General features: G+C 73.7%; 16 protein-coding genes. 7 read left to right on the top strand and 9 right to left on the bottom strand.

All coding sequences use genetic code 11. The features are described from left to right. The gene (gene lpdA, locus QK442_RS01390) at window positions 1–1,389 is read right to left on the bottom strand and encodes a dihydrolipoyl dehydrogenase (RefSeq protein ID WP_282691878.1); all 1,389 of its coding nucleotides are present in this window, start codon (window positions 1,387–1,389) and stop codon (window positions 1–3) included. Between the two features lie 317 nt (window positions 1,390–1,706). After that, on the bottom strand, window positions 1,707–3,215 hold the full coding sequence (locus QK442_RS01385; RefSeq protein WP_282691877.1) for a leucyl aminopeptidase: 1,509 nt from the start codon (window positions 3,213–3,215) through the stop codon (window positions 1,707–1,709). 294 nt (window positions 3,216–3,509) lie between these two features. Between QK442_RS01385 and QK442_RS01380 the strand changes: the two genes are divergently transcribed. The 5 genes from QK442_RS01380 to QK442_RS01360 are packed head-to-tail and all read left to right on the top strand — an operon-like array spanning window position 3,510 to window position 10,043. Beyond that, the gene (locus QK442_RS01380; protein WP_282691876.1) at window positions 3,510–5,597 is read left to right on the top strand and encodes a hypothetical protein; all 2,088 of its coding nucleotides are present in this window, start codon (window positions 3,510–3,512) and stop codon (window positions 5,595–5,597) included. A 26-nt stretch (window positions 5,598–5,623) separates the two neighbouring features. Continuing rightward, on the top strand, window positions 5,624–7,162 hold the full coding sequence (gene pelF, locus QK442_RS01375) for a GT4 family glycosyltransferase PelF (protein WP_282691875.1): 1,539 nt from the start codon (window positions 5,624–5,626) through the stop codon (window positions 7,160–7,162). After that, window positions 7,159–8,625: a hypothetical protein gene (locus tag QK442_RS01370; protein ID WP_282691874.1), complete on the top strand. Its 1,467-nt coding sequence runs from the start codon at window positions 7,159–7,161 to the stop codon at window positions 8,623–8,625. Before pelF ends, QK442_RS01370 begins: the two co-directional genes overlap by 4 nt. Before the next feature lie 12 nt (window positions 8,626–8,637). Continuing rightward, window positions 8,638–9,258, top strand: coding sequence for a spherulation-specific family 4 protein (locus tag QK442_RS01365; RefSeq protein ID WP_282691873.1), 621 nt, complete (start codon window positions 8,638–8,640; stop codon window positions 9,256–9,258). Next, on the top strand, window positions 9,255–10,043 hold the full coding sequence (locus QK442_RS01360; RefSeq protein ID WP_282691872.1) for an endo alpha-1,4 polygalactosaminidase: 789 nt from the start codon (window positions 9,255–9,257) through the stop codon (window positions 10,041–10,043). The genes QK442_RS01365 and QK442_RS01360 overlap by 4 nt, the downstream gene beginning before the upstream one ends. Window positions 10,044–10,054: 11 nt before the next feature. On the opposite strand, the gene cobS is transcribed toward QK442_RS01360, so the two are convergent. Continuing rightward, on the bottom strand, window positions 10,055–10,819 hold the full coding sequence (gene cobS, locus QK442_RS01355; RefSeq protein ID WP_282691871.1) for an adenosylcobinamide-GDP ribazoletransferase: 765 nt from the start codon (window positions 10,817–10,819) through the stop codon (window positions 10,055–10,057). 77 nt (window positions 10,820–10,896) lie between these two features. Between cobS and QK442_RS01350 the strand changes: the two genes are divergently transcribed. Continuing rightward, the gene (locus QK442_RS01350; RefSeq protein ID WP_282691870.1) at window positions 10,897–11,661 is read left to right on the top strand and encodes a hypothetical protein; all 765 of its coding nucleotides are present in this window, start codon (window positions 10,897–10,899) and stop codon (window positions 11,659–11,661) included. Here the strand turns inward: QK442_RS01350 and QK442_RS01345 are convergent. From QK442_RS01345 to QK442_RS01330, 4 genes are all read right to left on the bottom strand, one after another. Next, a complete protein-coding gene (locus tag QK442_RS01345) occupies window positions 11,601–12,314 on the bottom strand; it encodes a hypothetical protein (RefSeq protein ID WP_282691869.1) in 714 nt (237 codons plus the stop codon). The genes QK442_RS01350 and QK442_RS01345 overlap by 61 nt on opposite strands. Further along, window positions 12,311–14,098: a phosphatidylglycerol lysyltransferase domain-containing protein gene (locus QK442_RS01340; protein WP_282691868.1), complete on the bottom strand. Its 1,788-nt coding sequence runs from the start codon at window positions 14,096–14,098 to the stop codon at window positions 12,311–12,313. Before QK442_RS01340 ends, QK442_RS01345 begins: the two co-directional genes overlap by 4 nt. A gap of 111 nt (window positions 14,099–14,209) precedes the next feature. Beyond that, window positions 14,210–15,289, bottom strand: a complete 1,080-nt coding sequence (cobT, locus tag QK442_RS01335) for a nicotinate-nucleotide--dimethylbenzimidazole phosphoribosyltransferase (RefSeq protein ID WP_282692046.1) — start codon at window positions 15,287–15,289, stop codon at window positions 14,210–14,212. A gap of 81 nt (window positions 15,290–15,370) precedes the next feature. Continuing rightward, on the bottom strand, window positions 15,371–16,573 hold the full coding sequence (locus tag QK442_RS01330; protein WP_282691867.1) for a bifunctional adenosylcobinamide kinase/adenosylcobinamide-phosphate guanylyltransferase: 1,203 nt from the start codon (window positions 16,571–16,573) through the stop codon (window positions 15,371–15,373). 91 nt (window positions 16,574–16,664) lie between these two features. On the opposite strand from QK442_RS01330, the gene QK442_RS01325 reads away from it, so the two are divergent. Continuing rightward, entirely contained in the window at window positions 16,665–16,874 is a 210-nt protein-coding gene (locus QK442_RS01325; RefSeq protein ID WP_282691866.1) for a hypothetical protein, read from the top strand. Window positions 16,875–17,090: 216 nt separating this feature from the next. On the opposite strand, the gene QK442_RS01320 is transcribed toward QK442_RS01325, so the two are convergent. After that, window positions 17,091–17,867 carry a methyltransferase domain-containing protein gene (locus QK442_RS01320; protein WP_282692045.1) on the bottom strand — a complete coding sequence of 259 codons (777 nt, stop codon included), beginning with the start codon at window positions 17,865–17,867 and terminating at the stop codon, window positions 17,091–17,093. Between the two features lie 65 nt (window positions 17,868–17,932). Then, a complete protein-coding gene (locus QK442_RS01315; protein WP_282691865.1) occupies window positions 17,933–18,535 on the bottom strand; it encodes a DUF3043 domain-containing protein in 603 nt (200 codons plus the stop codon). Window positions 18,536–18,651: the final 116 nt, after the last annotated feature.

Here is an 18,651-nt window from a genome sequence, read left to right as displayed (position 1 = left end):
TCAGTCATGGGAGTGCAGAGGCTTGCCGGCCAGGGCCAGGTGGGCCTCGCCGAGCGCCTCGTTCTGCGTCGGGTGGGCGTGGATGAGCTGCGCGACCTCGGCCGGCAGCGCCTCCCAGTTGTAGATCAGCTGCGCTTCGCCGACCTGCTCGCCCATGCGGTCACCGACCATGTGGACGCCGACCACGGCACCGTCCTTGACCTGGACGAGCTTGATCTCGCCCGCGGTCTTCAGGATCTTGCTCTTGCCGTTGCCCGCGAGGTTGTACTTGAGGGCGACGACCTTGTCCGCGCCGTAGATCTCCTTGGCCTTGGCCTCGGTGATGCCGACGGAGGCGACCTCGGGGTGGCAGTACGTCACCCGCGGCACGCCGTCGTAGTCGATCGGCACGGGCTTCAGACCGGCGAGCCGCTCCGCCACGAGGATGCCCTCGGCGAAGCCGACGTGCGCGAGCTGCAGGGTCGGGACCAGGTCGCCGACGGCCGAGATCGTGGGCACGTTGGTACGCATGTACTCGTCGACCACGACGTAGCCGCGGTCCATCGCGACGCCCTGCTCCTCGTAGCCGAGGCCGGCCGAGACCGGGCCGCGGCCGATGGCGACGAGCAGCACCTCGGCCTCGAAGGTCTTGCCGTCGGCGAGGGTGACCTTCACACCGTTCTCGGTGTACTCGGCGCTCTGGAAGAAGGTGCCGAGGTTGAACTTGATGCCCCGCTTGCGGAAGGCGCGCTCCAGGAGCTTCGAGCTGTTCTCGTCCTCGACCGGCACGAGGTGCTTCATGCCCTCGATGACCGTGACGTCGGTGCCGAAGGACTTCCACGCGGAGGCGAACTCGACGCCGATCACACCGCCGCCGAGGATGATGGCGGACTCCGGCACACGGTCCAGGGTGAGGGCGTGGTCCGAGGTGATGATCCGGTTGCCGTCGATCTCCAGGCCGGGCAGGGACTTCGGCACGGAGCCGGTGGCCAGGAGGACGTGGCGGCCCTCGACCCGGCGGCCGTCGACGTCGACGGAGGTCGGGGAGGACAGGCGGCCGGTGCCCTCGATGTAGGTCACCTTGCGGGAGGCGACGAGACCCTGGAGGCCCTTGTACAGGCCCGAGATCACGTCGTCCTTGTACTTGTGCACGGCCTTGATGTCGATGCCCTCGAAGGAGGCCTTGACACCGAACTGCTCCGCCTCGCGCGCCTGGTCGGCGACCTCGCCGGCGTGGAGCAGGGCCTTCGTCGGGATGCAGCCGTTGTGCAGGCAGGTGCCGCCGAGCTTGTTCTTCTCGATCAGTGCGACGTCCAGGCCCAGCTGCGCTCCGCGCAGCGCCGCGGCGTAACCGCCGCTACCGCCGCCGAGGATCACTAGGTCGAAAACGGTGCTGGCGTCGTTCGCCACGTCACGTCCTCCATGCATGTGCGCTCGTCGCCGGTCTTCGGTGACCGGGCGGCGGCTGGTGTCCGGCCGCATTATGTCGGCCCTGTGGTGGGGGCCCTGTCCTGCCGAGAACCCATCTTCGCACTTGTTGACGGATGGCGGGACGCGGGGCCGGTGGATGAGACCGGGTGATCGTCCTCACGGACGTCCAGAAGGACGTACGAACCTACGGATTTCGTCGTCGGCGAACAGGACGACACGGAGAAAGAGGAGGGAAACGGGGTGGGGAACGCGAGAAGGCCCCGGGCGGCAAGCCCGGGGCCCTCTCACCGGTGTGCTCAGAGCTCGCCGGCCGCCGTCAGCTCGGCGAGGCGGACTAGGGTGCGGACCGAGGAGCCGGTGCCGCCCTTGGGGGTGTAGCCGTACGGGGCGCCCTCGTGGAAGGCCGGGCCCGCGATGTCCAGGTGCGCCCAGGTGATGCCCTCGCCCACGAACTCCTGGAGGAAGAGGCCGGCGATCAGGCCGCCGCCCATCCGGACGCCCATGTTGGCCATGTCGGCGGTGGGGGAGTCCATCGTCTTGCGCAGGTCCGCGGGGAGCGGCATCGGCCAGGACTGCTCGCCGACCTCCTCGGCGATCTCGTGGATCGCGGTCCGGAAGTCGTCGTCGTTGGCCATGATGCCGAAGGTGCGGTCGCCGAGGGCGAGCACCATGGCGCCGGTCAGGGTCGCCACGTCGACGATCGCGTCCGGGTGCTCCTCGGACGCCTTGGTGAGCGCGTCGGCGAGGACGAGCCGGCCCTCGGCGTCGGTGTTGAGGACCTCGACGGTCGTGCCGCTGTACATGCGCAGGACGTCACCCGGGCGGGTGGCGGAGCCGGACGGCATGTTCTCGGCGAGGGCGAGCCACCCCGTGACGTTGACCTCGAGGCCGAGGCGGGCCGCGGCGACGACGGCGGACAGGACGGCGGCGGCGCCGCTCATGTCGCACTTCATCGTCTCGTTGTGGCCGGCCGGCTTGAGGGAGATGCCGCCCGAGTCGTAGGTGATGCCCTTGCCGACCAGGGCGAGGGTCTTCTCCGCCTTCGGGTGGGTGTACGCGATCCTCACCAGGCGCGGCGGGTTCACCGAGCCGCCGCCGACGCCGAGGATGCCGCCGTAGCCGCCCTTGGCGAGCGCCTTCTCGTCGAGGACCTGGACCTTGAGGCCGTGCTCCTTGCCGGCGGCCTGGGCGGCGGCGGCGAAGGTGGCCGGGTACAGGTCGTTCGGCGGCATGTTGATCAGATCGCGGGCGCGGTTGATCTCCTCGGCGACGGCCAGGGCGCGGTCCGCGGCGGCCTTGTGGGCCTTGTCGCGCGGCTTGGCGCCGAGCAGCGCCACCTCGGCCAGCGGCTTCTTCGCGTCCTTCGCCTGCTCCTGGTAGACGTCGTAGGAGTACGCGCCGAGCAGCGCGCCCTCCGCGATCGCGCCCGCGTCCTCGGCGGAGCCGACCGGCAGCGCGAAGGCGGCCTTCTTCGAGCCGGACAGCGCGCGGGCGGCGGTGCCGGCGGCGCGGCGCAGAGTCTCCGACTTGTACGCCTCGCCGTCCTCGGGGGCGGAGCCGAGACCGACGGCCAGCACGACGGGGGCCTTCAGGCCGGCGGGCGCGGGCAGCTTGGTCGTCTCACCCTCTCCACCCGAGGCGCCCAGGGTCTCCAGGACGGCGGCGAGGCGGCCGTCGAACGCCTTGTCGACGGCCTCGGCGCCGGGGGCGACGACGAGCGCCTTCCCCGCCTTCGCGACGCCGACGACGAGGGCGTCGGCACGCAGCGTCGCCGCTCCGGCAGTGCTGAGAGTGAGAGCAGTCACGGTGGTGATTTCTCGCTTCCATTGAGTTCTGTGGCGGTCGAGGGTTGGGCCGACCGAGCCCGCCGCATCGTATTTCGGCCCGATGAGCGCCGAGAACGAGCCTACGCTCGTACGCCCGGTTCGCTCACCGCGGCATCGATTCACTCATCCGTGGTGTCTCTTTCATGTTTGTCCTTCCGGCCGGTGTGCCGACGCCACACTCGCCTCATCCATGCAAGGGCGGCACTCGCGCCTTCGCTTCATCTCCACAGGTGCCCCCGCGTCCGGGCACTTGCCGAGGGGGGACACCACACCATGCACGCGAACAGATCCCGCACGCCCGCGGCCGCGCCGAGGAAGTCCGGAAACCAGGGGGTGCCGCGCCGCGCAGGGCGTGCCGCCGGGGCGCTCGCCGCCGCCGCGCTCCTCGCCACCGTGGTCCCGTCCGCGCAGGCCGCGGCCGCCCCCGAGCCCCGGATCGACCTCACCGTCCTGGTCGTGGACGACGGCGGCAGCGCGGTCGGGGCCATCACCGCCGAGCTGAAGGGCTCCGGCGTCCCGTACCGCACGGTCGACCTCAACGACCCGAACCGGCCCGTCCTCACCCCGGCCTTCCTCAGCGACACGGTCGACGGCCGGCCCCGCGCCAAGTACCAGGGCGTCGTCCTGCCCCACGAGGCCGCCTTCGGCCCCGACTCCGCCGAGCACACCGCGCTCCAGGCGTACGAGCGCGCCTTCGGGATCCCGCAGGTCGACGCGTACACCTGGTCCCACCCCGGCGTCGGCCTCGACTACACCACCGACGGCGGCTGGTCCGGCGTCCTCGACGGCGTCACCGCCGGCATCACCCCGGCGGGGAAGGGCGGCCCCTTCGGCTACCTCGCCGGCGACCTGACCTTCGAGGACAACGACCCGGCGATCTCCGAGAGTTACGGCTACGCGGGCCGCCCCAGGCCCGGCTTCACCAGCTACGTCGACATGCCGGTGGAAGGCGGCGGCCGGGCCAGCCTGGTCGGCGAGTACGCCGCCGACGGGCGCCGCGAACTCGTCGTCACCTTCGCCTACAACCAGTACCAGCGGCAGTACCGGGCCCTCGCCCGCGGCATCGTCGAATGGCTCACCCAGGGCGTCCACCTCGGGCAGTCCCGGAACTACCTCTCCGTCCACGTCGACGACGTCTTCGCCCCCGACGCCCGCTGGGACACCGTCCGCAACTGCACCCCCGGCGACTTCGACTGCGTCGGTGGGGACGACGAGGCGGAGAACCCCATCCGGATGACCGCCGCCGACGCCACCTACGCCGCCGCCTGGCAGAAGGCCTCCGGCTTCACCCTCGACATGGTCTACAACGGCGGCCAGGGCGAGCAGTGGAAGGCCGAGCACGGCGGCAGCGACCCGCTCGCCGCCCGGCTGATCGCCGACCGCGCCCAGTACCGCTGGATCAACCACACCTACACCCACCCCTTCCTCGGCTGCGTCCAGGACAACACCACCGTCCCCTGGCGGTGCGCCACCGACGCCTCCGGTGCCACCCTCTGGGTCAGCCGCGCCGAACTCTCCGCCCAGATCCGCGACAACGTGAACTGGGCCGCGCGCAAGGGCATCCCGATCGACCGCTCCGAGCTCGTCACCGGCGAGCACTCCGGTCTCAAGACCCTGCCCCAGCAGCCCGTCGACAATCCGAACCTCGCCGGCGCCCTCGCCGACAACGGCGTGAAGTGGACGGCCAGCGACAACTCCCGCGAGCCTCGGCAGCGGGCCCTCGGCGCCGCGAGGACCGTGCCCCGGCACCCCATGAACGTGTACTACAACGTGGGCACCGCCGCCGAGATGACCGACGAGTACAACTGGGTCTACACCTCCCGCGCCGACGGCGGCAGCGGCGTCTGCGAGTCCAACCCGGCCTCCACCTGCCTGCCCGCCCCGCTCGACACGGCCACCGGCTACGCGGAGTACATCGCCCCGCAGGAGGCCCGCATCGCCCTCGGCCACGTCGTCGCCAACGACCCCCGCCCCCACTACGTCCACCAGTCCAACCTGGCCGAGGAACGCCTCCTCTACCCGGTCCTCGACAAGATCCTCGGCGACTACAAGGCGATCTTCTCCGCCAACACCCCGATCGTGAACCCCCGTCAGAAGGACGTCGGCGTCGAGCTGAACCGCCGCGACGCCTGGGACGCCGCCCTCGCCGCCGGCAAGGTCACCGCGTACCGCATCGGGAACACCGTCACCGTCAAGGCGCCCTCCGGCGTCCGGATCCCGGTCACCGCTCCCGAGGGCACCCGCAAGCGGCTCCTCCTCGGCACCACCGCCTTCGGCACCGCCTACGCGGGCAGCCGCTCCGCCTGGACCGCGCCCGAACCGCTCCAGACCGCCGTCACACTCCAGCTCCCGACCGCCTGACCAGCACGTTCTGGGGGGACACGCACATGCCGAGCCGTGGCCGTCACGTCACCATGCTCACCGAGGGCACCTATCCGCACGTCCACGGCGGCGTCAGCACCTGGTGCGACCAGCTCGTCCGGGGCATGCCCGAGGTCACCTTCGAGATCCTCGCCCTCACCGGCAGCGGCCGCGAACCCGTCACCTGGGAGCTGCCGCCCAACATCGCCCGGCACACCGCGTTCCCCCTCTGGGGCCACCCGCGGGGACCGGCCGCGCCCACCCGCGCGCGCCGGGCCCCGCGGGGGCGTGACCGCCGCCGCTTCCTCGCCTCGTACGAGCACTTCCTGCTCGCCCTCCTCGACCCCGAGGCCGGCCACGACCTCGCCGGCAGCCTCTACGAGCTGGCCGCCCTCGCCCGCGAGGGCCGGCTCACCCCGGCCCTGCGCTCCGAGGCGGCCCTCCGCTCCCTCATGTGGATCTGGACCATGCCGCACCTGCCGACGCGCGCGGCCGGGCCCACCGTCCACGACGCCCTCACCGCCACCGACCTGCTGGAACACGCCCTGCGGCCGCTCGGCGCCCGGATAGCCGACGGCAGCGTGGCGCACGCCGTCTCCAGCGGCCTCGCCACCCTGCCCGCGCTCGCCGCGCAGCACTTCGAAGGGGTGCCCTTCCTGCTCACCGAACACGGCATCTACCTCCGCGAGCGCTACCTCGGCTACCGCACCGAGGCCCAGCGCTGGCCCGTCAAGGCCCTCATGCTCGGCTTCTACCGCGAGCTCAACTCCCTCGGCTACCGCAAGGCCGACCTCATCACCCCCTGCAACCAGTACAACCGGCGCTGGGAGGAGCGCGGCGGCGCCCCCGCCGACCGCATCCGCACCGTCTACAACGGCGTCGACCCCGCCCTCTTCCCCGAGGCCGGGCCCGAACCGGAGACGCCCACCCTGAGCTGGTGCGGCCGGGTCGACCCCATCAAGGACCTGGAGACCCTGATCAGGGCGTACGCGATCTCCCGCGCCGAACTCCCCGGGCTGAGGCTCCGCCTCTTCGGCCCCGTCCCCGCGGGGAACGAGGACTACCGCACCCGCCTGGAGAAGCTCGCCGCCGAACTCGGCGTCGCCGACGGCGTCTCCTTCGAGGGCCGCGTCTCCGACGTGCCCTCCGCCTACGCGGCCGGCAGCGTCGTGATGCTCTCCTCCATCAGCGAGGGCTTCCCCTTCTCGCTCATCGAGGCCATGTCCTGCGGCCGGGCGACGGTCTCCACCGACGTCGGAGGGGTACGGGAGGCGGTCGGCGACACCGGCGTCGTCGTCCCGCCCCGCGAACCGGCCGTCATGGCCGCCGCCGTCTCCGCCCTCCTCCGCGACGGCGCCCGCCGCGCCGAACTCGGCCGACGGGCCCGGCAGCGGGTCGTCGACGAGTTCACCCTGCACCGCTCGGTCGACGGCTTCCGCCGCATCTACCGCGAACTCGCCGCCTCCCGCACCCCCCTGCCGGTACCCGTCACCGTGCCGCTGCGCGTCAGCATCCCGGCCCCCCGGCGCTCCCCGGCCCGTGTCCCGGAAGGCTCCCCGGCATGAGCGGCTCCCTCTGGCTGAAACCCCCGGCCACCACCCCGCCCCTGCCGGAGGTGCCGCGCCCGGGACGGCGGACACCCCCGGCACCCGCCGCGGGCCGACCGGCCTCCGCCCCGGCGCCCGCCGGGCCCGGCACCGCCGCCGACCCGCTCGACGAACTCGCCGAACGCCTCGACGCGTTCGTGGCCGCCGCCGTCCACCCGGACGAGATAGCCGCGCTCCTGGAGTCCGACGGCATGACCGACGACCACATCCGGCTCACCTACGGGCGGAACGATTCCTTCACGCTCGCCGAGGACCTGTACGCCCGGGTGGAGCGCCGCCACCCCGAGCCGCCCCGCCGGAGGGACGCGGGCCCGCCGTGGTCCGAGGGGCTCGGCGGCTGCCTGCTGCGCGGGATCGTCTTCGCGCTGCCCGGCCTCGCCTACGTCCTGGCCGGGCCGCTGCTCGCCGGGCCGCCCGGGCGGTACGGGCTGCCCTCCGGGACCGTGCCGCTGCTCGCCGGGGCCCTCACCGGCTGGGTGTGGAACCAGGCCCTCTCGCACCGCGCCCACACCTGGCTCGGCCTCGGCGACCGGGCCGCCGCCGCCCGCGCCCTGCTCACCGGCGCCCCGGCCGGCGCGCTCGCCGGGACCGCCGTCGCCCTCGCGACCGCCCGCGCCGGCGAACTCCCGGCCGCCGTCTTCGCCGCCGGACAGTCCCTCTACCTCGCCGCCGCCACCGTCCTCCTCGTCCTCGGCCGCGAACGGGCCCTGCTCGCCGCCCTGCTGCCGCTCCTCGGCGCCCTCCCCGCCTTCCGCTGGGACCTGCCAGAGCCGCTGCGCGCCGGGCTGCCGGCCCTCTCGCTCGCCGCCGCCGTCCTCGTCGCCGCCCGGGCGCTGCGCCCCGGCACCGCGCGCGGCGCCGCCGGGCGGGGCGGACCGCCGCTCGCGGGCTCCGCCCCGTACGGCCTCTTCGGCCTCGGCAGCGGCGTCCTCGTGCTCCACGCCGGGCTCGGCGACTCCCTCGCCGCCGGGACGGGCGCGGTCATCGCGCTCACCCTCTCCATGGGGCCCGCCGAGTGGCTGCTGCACCGCTTCCGGGGCGGCAGCCTCGCCCGGCTGCGGACCCTCACCACCGCCCGCGCGTTCCGCCGCGCCGTCACCGGCACCCTGCTCCGCTGCCTCGGCGGCTACCTCGCCGTGCTGCTCGCCCTCACCCTCGCCGCGACCCTGGCATGGCCCGGCGCCCCCTGGCCGACCCCGGAGCGGCTGCTCGTCCTCCTCCTCGTCGGCACCGTGCTCTGGCTGGGGCTGCTGCTCCAGTCCTTCGGTGCCGTCACCGGCGCCGCCGCGGTCTGCCTGCTCGCAGCCGCCGCGCAGACCCTCGCACCGGCGGCGGGACCGCTCGCCGCCGGGGGAGCAGCCGCCGTCCTCGCCGTCCTCAGCCGTGCTCTGCTGGTCCGACCCACCGCCCACCGTCCCTGAGAAGGACCGCGCGTGAACCGTTCCCTCCTGGTGCCGTTCTACGAGCACCCCACCGACCGGCCCGAGGACTGGGCGGCCCTGCTCGCGGCGGCCCCGACCCTCCACGGCGTCGTCCTCAACCCCGCGAACGGCGCGGGCGAAGCCCCCGATCCGGCCTTCGCCGAAGCGGCCGACCGGCTCCGCGCCGCGGGCGTCCGGATCCTCGGCTACGCGGACACCGCCTACGGCCGCCGCCCGCACGGCGAGGTCGTCGCCGACCTGCTGCGCCACCGCGACTGGTACGGCGCCGACGGCGCCTTCCTCGACCAGACCGCGACCGGCACCGACGCCCTGCCGCACTACCGGCGGCTCGCGGTCGCGGCCCGCGCCGCCGGGGCGGCGACCCTCGTCCTCAACCCCGGCACCCACCCCGACCCGGGATACGAGGAACTGGCGGACCTCGTCGTCACCTTCGAGGGCCCGTGGGACACGTACCGCACCCTCGACCTGCCGGTCGCCCCGCACTACTGCCACCTCGTCTACGCGGCCCCGCCCGGCTTCCGCCCCGCCACCGAGGTCCACTGCGCGGTCCCGGGCACGGGCGCCCACCCCTGGGGCACCCTGCCGCACGACCTCCTGGAGCCCGCCCGATGAGACGCCTGCCGCTCCTCCTCGCGGGCCTGCTGCTCCTCCTCACGGCCTGCACCTCGGCCTCTGCGCCGGGCCCGGCGCCCGGCCCCGAGCGCTGGCGCCCGACGGCCGGCCTCGCCTGGCAGTGGCAGCTCAGCGGGAAGCTGGACCCGTCCGTCGACGTCCCCGTGTACGACATCGACGGCTTCGACCACCCGGCCGCGACCGTCGCCGACCTGCACCGCCGCGGCCGCAAGGTGATCTGCTACCTCTCCACCGGCGCCTGGGAGGACTTCCGCCCCGACGCCGACCGCTTCCCGGAGTCCGTCCTCGGCGAGGGCAACGGCTGGGACGGCGAACGCTGGCTCGACATCCGCCGCACCGACCTCCTCGAACCCCTCATGGCGGCGCGGATCGACATGTGCGGGGACAAGGGCTTCGACGCGGTGGAACCCGACAACATGGACGGCTACCGCAACCGCACCGGCTTCCCCCTCACCGCCGCCGACCAGCTCGCCTACAACCGCCTGATCGCCCGCCTCGCCCACGACCGGGGCCTCGCCGTCGGCCTCAAGAACGACCTCGACCAGATCCCCCAGCTCCTCGACGACTTCGACTTCGCCGTCAACGAGCAGTGCGCCCAGTACGACGAGTGCCACCGCCTCACCCCCTTCATCGAGGCGGGCAAACCCGTCTTCCACGCCGAATACGAACTGACCACCCGTCAGTTCTGCCCCGAGGCCCGCGCCCTGGGCCTCAGCTCCATGCTCAAGAAGTACGAACTGGGCGCCTGGCGCCGGTCCTGCTGAGGCCCGCCGTCTCAGCCCAGCGTCAGCGCCACCAGGGCCGCCGTCGCCGCCGTCTCCTCCACCGCGCCGAAGACGTCGCCGGTCACGCCGCCGAAGCGGCGGACGCAGCGGCGCAGGAGGAGGGCGGCGGCGGCGAGGCCGGTGGCGGTGGCGAGGACGGCGCGGGCGGCGTCGTACGGGGAGAGGAACAGGCCGGTGGCGGCGGTGAGGAGGAGGACGGCGGCGGTGGCGAGGGCCGCCGAGCGGAGCGGCACCGTCGCGGCGACGATCGCGCCGAGGCCCTCGGGGCGGGCCGGCGGGACGCCGTGCCGGGAGGCGTGGGTGAGGGCGAGCCGGGCGACCGTGGCGGCCAGGGCCACGGCGAACGCGCCGTGCGCCCAGCCCCTCCCGTACAGCTCGGTCACGGCGGCGACCTGGGCGAGCAGGACGAGGACGAGGGTGATGACGCCGAACGGGCCGATGTCGGACTGCTTCATGACGCGCAGCGCGTCCTCGGCCGGCTTGCCGCTGCCGAGGCCGTCGGCGGTGTCGGCGAGGCCGTCGAGGTGGAGGCCCCGGGTGAGCACGGCGGGGACGGCGACGGCGGCCACGGCCGCGACCAGCGGGCCCGAGCCGAGCGCGAGGAGCAGCCCGCCGGCCGCCGCGGCGAGGAGGCCGACGACGAGTCCGGCGAGCGGGGCGCAGAGCATGCCGGCGCGCGCCGCGTCCCGGTCCCAGCGGGTGACGCGGGCGGGGAGCACGGTGAGGGTGCCGAAGGCGAAACGCAGGCCGTCCATCCGGGCAGGGTAATCGCCGGGCCCGGCCGGTAGATTGCCCGTATCCGTACCTACCGGGCATAGCGGAACGGGGTGGCATGGGTCACTGGTTCTCCCGCAACATCCTGGAGCCGGGCAAGCTCCCGATGCTCCTCGCCCTGACCTCCTTCGTCCTCACCTTCCTGATCACCCGGACCGTCACCCGGCTCATCCGCGCGGGGAAGGGCCCCTTCCGGAACGTCTCCTCGGGCGGGCTGCACATCCACCACGTCGTGCCCGGCGTGGTCCTCGCCGTGCTCGGCGGCTTCGGCGCGGTCGCCAGCGGCCGGCACGGCGTCGGGGCGGCCGTCTTCGCCGTGGTCTTCGGGATCGGTGCCGGCCTCGTCCTCGACGAGTTCGCGCTCATCCTCCATCTGGACGACGTGTACTGGTCGGAGGAGGGCCGGAAGAGCGTCGAGGTCGTCGTCCTCACCGCCGCCCTCATGCTCCTCCCGCTCAGCGGCTTCTCCCCGCTCGGCGTCGACGACGTCACCGAGGAGGAGCGGCAGAACCGGGTGGCCTTCATCCTCTCCCTGGTCCTGGACTTCCTCCTCGTCCTGGTCACCCTGGTCAAGGGCAAGCTGCGGATGGCGCTCATCGGGGTCTTCGTGCCCTTCGTGGCGCTCGTCGGCGCCGTCCGCCTCGCCCGCCCCGGCTCCTGGTGGTGGCGGCACCTCTACGGCCGCCGGCACCGCGCCCGGGCCCGGGGCACGGTCCGCGCCTACCGGCACGACAAGCGGTGGACCCGGGTGCGGCGGAAGGTTCAGGACCTGATCGGCGGCTTCCAGGAGCGCGCCCCCGGCGGGGGCTCCACCCCGCCCTGACCGCGCTCCCGCCACGCCTGGACGGCGATCAGTACGAGGACGCCCGCGATGGCCGCCAGGTGCTCCTTGCCCGCCAGGTTCGGCTTGACGATCGCCTCGATCACCATGGCGAGCACCACCGCCGCCCCCGTCCAGTACGCCCGCTTCCGCCGGCAGACGTAGACGGCGAGGCCCACCACCGCCGCCGAAGGGCCGGTGTCCACCACGTGCGCGTCGGAGGCCGGAAGCCCCAGGAGGGGGGTGCCGGGGCCCAGCGCGAGGCCCACGCGCGCGTACAGCGTCCCGCACAGGGTCGCCAGGTAGGCGATCCCCAGCGTCCGCCACCGCCCGAGGCACAGCTCCGCGATCCCGAAGACCAGCAGGATCTGGGCGAGCGCGCCCCACACGGGCAGGTCGAGCGCCGGGACGAAGAGCGACAGCGGGGTACGCAGCAGGGCGAGCACCAGCGGGTCCTCGGCCCGCACCGCGCCGACCGCCCGCACCGGCCCGTACCCCCAGTCCTGGTTCTGTACGAACTGGAAGAGCGCGGTGAGGCAGACCGCCGTGAGCGTCAGCGGGATCGCCTTCAGACGGCGGGCCGTCAGCTCTCTTCGTACGGTGCCGAAGAGCGGCCCCCACTCACGCCGGGCGAACCGTCGTACGGGGGAGCTCACCGCCCACCCGCCAGGTGTCGGCGGTGCAGCCTCCCCCAAGGACTTCGTCCAGGGGGTACCCCCAGCAGCCCCGGTGCCTCCAGGAACCCCTCGGCACGTCCGGCGGCGAGGCCGATGCGCAGCAGGTCGGCACTCTTCTCGAAGAGCATGAAACGGGGCTCCCAGATCGGTCGGTACTTGGCATTGGCGCGGTACAGCGACTCGATCTGCCACCAGCGGGAGAAGAAGCCGAGCAGCGAGCGCCACAGCCTCAGGACCGGTCCGGCGCCGAGCTTCGAGCCGCGTTCGAAGACGGACCGGAACATCGCGAAGTTCAGCGAGACCTGAGTGATCCCGATCTCCTTCCCCCGCTGGAGGAGCTCGATCACCATGAACTCCATCAGCCCGTTCTCGGACTCGCGGTCCCGTCGCATCAGGTCGAGCGAGAGCCCCTTCGGCCCCCACGGCACGAAGGAGAGCAGCGCCCGCAGCTCACCGGCGCCGTCGGTGCACTCCAGCATCACGCAGCGCCCGTCGCGCGGGTCCCCGAGCCGGCCGAGCGCCATCGAGAAGCCGCGCTCGGTGGCCCCGTCCCGCCAGTCGTCCGCCTTCCGCAGCAGCTCGGCCATCTCCTCGGCGGGGATGGACTCGTGGCGCCGGATCCGCACCTCGTACCCGGCCCGCTTCACCCGGTTGTACGCCTGCCGGACGGTCCGCATCGCCCGCCCGTCGAGCGTGAACTCGTCGGTCTCCACGATCGCCTCGTCGCCCAGCTCCAGGGCGTCCAGGCCGTGCCGGGCGTAGATCACCCCGGCCTCCTCGCTCGCGCCCATGACCGCCGGGATCCAGCCGTGCTCCCGCGCCTCGGCGAGCCACGGCTCGATCGCCCCCGGCCACGCCTCGGGGTCGCCGATCGGGTCGCCGGAGGCGAGCGAGACCCCGCCCACCACCCGGTAGGCGATCGCCGCCTTCTCGCTCGGCGACCAGACGACGCTCTTCTCGCGGCGCAGCGCGAAGTAGCCCAGCGAGTCGCGGTCCCCGTGCCGGTCGAGCAGGGCCCGCAGCCGCTCCTCGTCCTCCTCGGTCAGCGGGTCGACCGCCCGCCGGGAGCGGAAGGCGGCGAAGAGCACCGCGAAGAGCAGCAGCGTGGACATCACGTTGACGACCACGTCCACCCAGCCGGGCGTGGCGATCCCGGGGACGCGGGAGTCGTCCGCGGCCAGCGTGACGAGCCGCATCACGCCGTACCGCCAGCGTTCCAGGAAGGTGGAGGTGCCGGTGGCCGTATTGGTGGCGGTGACCAGGACGGCGGCGAGCAGCGAGGTGACGAGCAGTCCGCCGGCCGCGACGGCCGAGGCGAGCAGCGGGTTGGAGCGGTCGCCCTTCGCGTAGAACTCCTCGCGGCCGAGCAGCAGGGAGAGGAAGAAGGCGGCGGACAGGGTCAGCGAGACCCAGTTCTGGGCGTGCTGCCGGATCTCGGGGAAGAACATCGCCACCGCGAAGAGCAGCAGGAACAGGCCGCTCAGCACCGTGTTGAGGATCCACGCGGCCCGCTTGCGGCGGCGCATGGTGATCGCCAGGAAGAGCGTGAAGAAGCCGGAGGCGAAGCCCGCCGTGAGCATGTACGGCGTGAAGTAGTCGTCCTCGTTGTGCCGGCGCAGGTCCTGCCCGAAGGAGACCCAGACGGCGCCCAGGAAGTTGACGAACGTGACGACGCGCAGGTACCAGACGGCGAACGCGGCGCTCCGCCGCGAACGGACGGTGCCCCGGGGTGCTCCTTCGGCGGACAAACGGACCTCTCCCATGAAAAGCGATCATATGGGGCACCGCTTTCCGTGCGGCGACGCCGGAGGCGGCCGTCCGCGCGTCGCGGACGGCCGCCTCCGGGCCTCACCGAATCGAGGACGCCTTCCCCGTCAGACCGCCTCGGCCGAAGCGGCACCGTCCGCGGTGGTCGGCCGCGGACGCTCGGGCAGCTCGGCGGCGAGCGCCGCCGCGGCCCGGACGAGGGGAAGCGCAAGCAGTGCCCCGGTTCCCTCACCCACCAGGACGCCCTGATCGAGCAGGGGGTTGAGCGCCATCCGGTCCAGCGCCTTCACCTGCGCCGGCTCCCCGGACACCTGGCCCGCCAGCCACCAGTCCGGCGCCCGGAACGCCGCCCGCTGCGCCACCAGCGCACAGGCCGCGCCCACCACACCGTCCAGGACCACCGGCATCCGCCGCACCGCGGCCTGGAGCAGGAAACCGGTCATGGCCGCCAGATCCGCCCCGCCGACCGCGGAGAGCAGCGCCAGCTGATCACCGAGGACCGGCCGGGCCCGCCGCAGCGCGTCCCGGATCGCCGCGCACTTGCGCATCCACGCCAGGTCGTCGATCCCCGCTCCGCCGCGCCCGGTCACCACCGAGGCGTCCGTCCCGCACAGCGCCGCGATCAGCGTCGACGCCGGGGTCGTCCCGCCCACGCTCAGATCGCCGAGCACCACCAGATCGGTGCCCGAGTCGGCCTCCTCGTCGGCGATCGCGATCCCCAGCCGCACCGCCGCCTCGGTCTCCTCCGGCGTCAGCGCGTCCTCGACGTCGATCCGGCCGCTGCCGCGCCGCACCCGGTGCCGGGTCACCGCCTCCGGAAGCAGCTCGGGATCGCAGTCCAGGCCCGCGTCCACGACCCGTACCGGCACGTCCATCGAGCGGGCGAGGACCCCGAGCGGGCTCTCCCCGTCGAGCAGCGACCGGACGAGGACGTGGGCGGTGCCGGCCGCACGGCCCGACACGTCCAGGGCGGCGACACCGTGGTCACCGGCGAAGACGACCACCTTCGGCTGCTCGATCGCCCGCACCCGCACCGCCGACTGGGCCGCCGACAGCCACTCGCCCAGCTCGTCGAGGCGCCCGAGCGCACCCGGGCGGACGGCGAGCCGCTCCCGGCGCTCCTCGGCGTCACGCCGGATCCCGCCGTCGGGGCGCTCGATCAGATCGGAGAAGTCGTCGAGATTCAGGGGGAGCAGAGGATCCATCGGAAGTTATCCGCCTTGTGACATCAGCGAGGTTCGGCACACAGGCCCATCGGGATCAGCACCCTACCCGCGCAGCACCAGGGCCTGACCGGCGACCACGAGCACCACCTGCTCGCACTCGTCCCCGAAGGCCGCGTTGAGCCGCCCCAGCTCGTCCCGGAACCGCCGCCCCGCCGCCGTCGCCGGCACCACCCCCGACCCGGCCTCGTTCGTCACCGTCACCACCGTCCTGCGGGTCGCCCGTACCGCCGCCACCAGCTCCGCCGTCCGCTCCCGCAGCGCCTCCCGCCCCCCGTCCGCCCACGTTTCGTCGTCCCAGGCCCCCACCCGGTCCATGGCGTCCGTCAGCCACAGCGACAGACAGTCGATCAGGAGCGCCGGACCGTCCTCCGCCAGCAGCGGCACCAGGTCGGTGGTCTCGGCGGTGCGCCACGAGCCCGGCCGCCGGTCCCGGTGCAGGGTCACCCGCTCCGCCCACTCCGGGTCGCCCTCGCGGGTCCCACCGGTCGCCACGTACACCACCTCGGGGAAGGTCTCCAGACGCCGCTCGGCCTCCACCGACTTCCCCGACCGCGCCCCGCCGGTCACAAGCGTCCGCCGCGGCACCTCCGGCAGCTCGTGGTACTCGCCCAGGTACAGCACCGTCCCGTCCGGCACCGCCCGTGCCCCGGCCGCCGCGAGCCGCCGGTCGAGCTCTGCGCCGGCCGGCGCGTCGTGGTCCAGGTGGACGGCGATCACCTCGGTCGCGGGCCCCACGGCACCGCTCGCCCGCAGCCGCGCCAGCGCGTCCGGCCGCCCCGTCACGTCCGCCGCCACCAGGTCGTACGGCTCCTGGTGGTTCTCCGCGAGCCCCGCCGGCGCCCCGCCGGGCGGCAGGTAGAGCAGCCGCTCGCCGTCGGCCGACACCACCTCGTACCCGGTCCCCGGCGAGTCCATCGCAAGGGCCCGCACCCGGTGCCCGCTGATCAGCGTCAGCTCCCGCCCGTCGGGCACCCGCACGGCCGTCGGCAGCCCGGCCGGCACCTCCACCGCGGGCCCGTCGTGCGGATGCGTCAGGAGCACCTGCCGCACCCCCACGAGGGACCGCCCCGCGCGGGCCGCGGCGAGCGCCGCGCCCGGAGTGAGGTCGAGCAGCAGGGCCCCGTCCACGAGCAGCGCGGTCGCGGCCCGCGCACGGCTCCCTCGGGAGCGCGCGCACACCGCGCAGGGACAGTCGGGACGGGGCAGGCCGAGCGGGGATCCGGTGCCGAGCAGAGTCAGTTCCACACCCTGATCCTCCCGCGCCCCCGCACGCGGTGCTCGCCCGGCTACGCTGCGGGCAGGAAACCGATCATCCGGTGAGCCCCAGGAGGCGGACATGGCATGGACGTGGCGGTTCGAGAAGTCCGACGGCACGGAGGTCGTGCCGGTGGTGACCCCGGAGGAGTTCACCACCCAGGGCGACGCCGAGAGCTGGCTCGGCGAACACTGGCGCGACCTCCTCGCGGGCGGCGCCGACCAGGTGACCCTCTCCGAGGACACCACGAAGATCTACGGCCCGATGCCGCTGGACGCGGAGGGCGCCTGACGGCGTGACGGAAGGGGCGGGACCGGCCGGGTCCCGCCCCTTCCCGTACCCGCCCCCTTCGCCCGCCCCGGAGGGCGCCTCCGACCGGGCGCATCCGTCAGGTGTGGCCCGCGCCGATCAGGGCAGGGGTACGGGTCGGAGGAAGGCGATACGCGGAGGGGCCGGCGCGCCGCATCGGCGCACCGGCCCCTCCGGCCGTCCCACGAGCGTGGCGGTTCAGCCCCGGACCCCGCACAGGTGCAGCAGCGCCGCCACCCGCCGGTACGGGTCGGTCCTGCCCGCCCGTTCCTCGGCGGCGAGCAGCCGCTCCAACTCCTCGGCGGCCGGCAGTCCCGCCGCCGCGGGGACCCCGTCGGTGAAGACCCGCACCCCGTACCAGGCGTGCAGCGGCGCCGCGATCCCCGCGAGCGTCGCCGTCAGCGCCTCCAGCCGGTCGGCCCGCACCTTCACGCCGTCGTCGTCCTGGTAGACGTCGGTGTCGAAGCCGGCCAGCGCGCCCGCCCAGTCCCCGGCGAGCCCCGGCCGCATGGCGAGGGCGTCCGCGTTCCGTACCACCAGGGAGAGCAGACCGCCGGGCGCCAGCATCCGGGCCAGGCCCGCGAGCAGCGCGTCAGGCTCCTCGGCGTACATGAGCACCCCGTGGCACAGGACCACGTCGAAGCTGCCCGGCAGGAAGTGGACGCCGGTCTCGCGGCCGTCCCCCTCGATCAGCCGGACCCGCTCGCGGATCCCGGCCGGCTCGGTCGCCAGCGAGTCGCGCGCGGCCTTCAGCAGCTCGGGGTCGGCCTCCAGACCCGTGACGGTGTGCCCGGCCCTGGCCAGCCGCAGCGCCTGCGTACCGGCCCCCATCCCCGCGTCGAGGATGCGCAGCCGCTGCCCCACCGGGTAGCGGCCGGTTATCTGTTCGTCGACCTGGCGGGCGACGATCTCCTGCCGGATGGTGTCCCGGAGCCCGCCGTGACCGGCGGGCCAGTGGACGACGGCGGGCAGCACGGGACCGCCCGTCCCGGAGGCGTCCACACCGAAAGCGTGACCGCCGGAGGCCGAGCCGTCCGCGCTCAGGGCCGCTCCCCGCGCTTGACCTGCGGCTTCGGCAGCCGCAGACGGCGCATCTGGAGGGTGCGCATCAGGCCGTACGCGATCGCACCGCGCTTCGACTCGTTCGGGAAGCGCGCGTTCAGCTGCTTCCTCAGCCGGATCCAGATGCCGATGGAGTCGATGACGATCATGATGATCACACCGAGCCAGAGCAGCAGCGAGATGTTCTGGAGCGACCGGTTCGCGTTGCCGAACAGCGAGAGCACCAGGATGACCACGGCCATCGGCAGGAAGAACTCGGCGATCGCGAACCGCGAGTCGACGAAATCGCGCACGAAACGGCGCACCGGACCCTTGTCACGGGCCGGCAGATAACGCTCGTCACCGCTGTTCAGCGCCTCGCGCTGACGCGCGAGGTCGGTCCGCCGCGCCTCACGGGCGCGCTTGGCGGCCTCCTTGCGGTCGAGCGGGACGGTCTGCGCACGACGGCGCTGCGACTGGGCCTCACTCCGCTTCGGGGTCGGGCGGCCCTTGGGGGCCTCGGGATCGCGGGGCTGCTTGGAGAGGTCCGCCGTCACCTTCTCGGTGGGGGCCTTCTCATCCTTCGAACGGCTACGGAACACAAAACCCAAGGGTACGGGGTGGCAGGCATGGAACCCCAGTCCGGGAGGGAACGATCCGCTCACAGCCGGCGTCGTAGCCGGTACGCACACGAGGACGCGCCGGGACCGGACACGGG

Source organism: Streptomyces sp. CC208A, from assembly GCF_030010625.1.
Classification (GTDB): Bacteria; Actinomycetota; Actinomycetes; order Streptomycetales; family Streptomycetaceae; genus Streptomyces.
The sequence above is the reverse complement of the archived record's forward strand: the minus strand, read 5'-3'. Positions and strand labels throughout refer to the sequence as shown.

Excerpts from the sequence above, each read along its gene's own strand:
- QK442_RS01380 (WP_282691876.1), top strand. The coding sequence starts at position 3,510 with ATGCACGCGAACAGATCCCGCACGCCCGCGGCCGCGCCGAGGAAGTCC.
- pelF (WP_282691875.1), top strand. The coding sequence starts at position 5,624 with ATGCCGAGCCGTGGCCGTCACGTCACCATGCTCACCGAGGGCACCTAT.
- QK442_RS01370 (WP_282691874.1), top strand. The coding sequence starts at position 7,159 with ATGAGCGGCTCCCTCTGGCTGAAACCCCCGGCCACCACCCCGCCCCTG.
- QK442_RS01360 (WP_282691872.1), top strand. The coding sequence starts at position 9,255 with ATGAGACGCCTGCCGCTCCTCCTCGCGGGCCTGCTGCTCCTCCTCACG.
- cobS (WP_282691871.1), bottom strand. The coding sequence starts at position 10,819 with ATGGACGGCCTGCGTTTCGCCTTCGGCACCCTCACCGTGCTCCCCGCC.
- QK442_RS01350 (WP_282691870.1), top strand. The coding sequence starts at position 10,897 with ATGGGTCACTGGTTCTCCCGCAACATCCTGGAGCCGGGCAAGCTCCCG.
- QK442_RS01340 (WP_282691868.1), bottom strand. The coding sequence starts at position 14,098 with ATGGGAGAGGTCCGTTTGTCCGCCGAAGGAGCACCCCGGGGCACCGTC.
- QK442_RS01325 (WP_282691866.1), top strand. The coding sequence starts at position 16,665 with ATGGCATGGACGTGGCGGTTCGAGAAGTCCGACGGCACGGAGGTCGTG.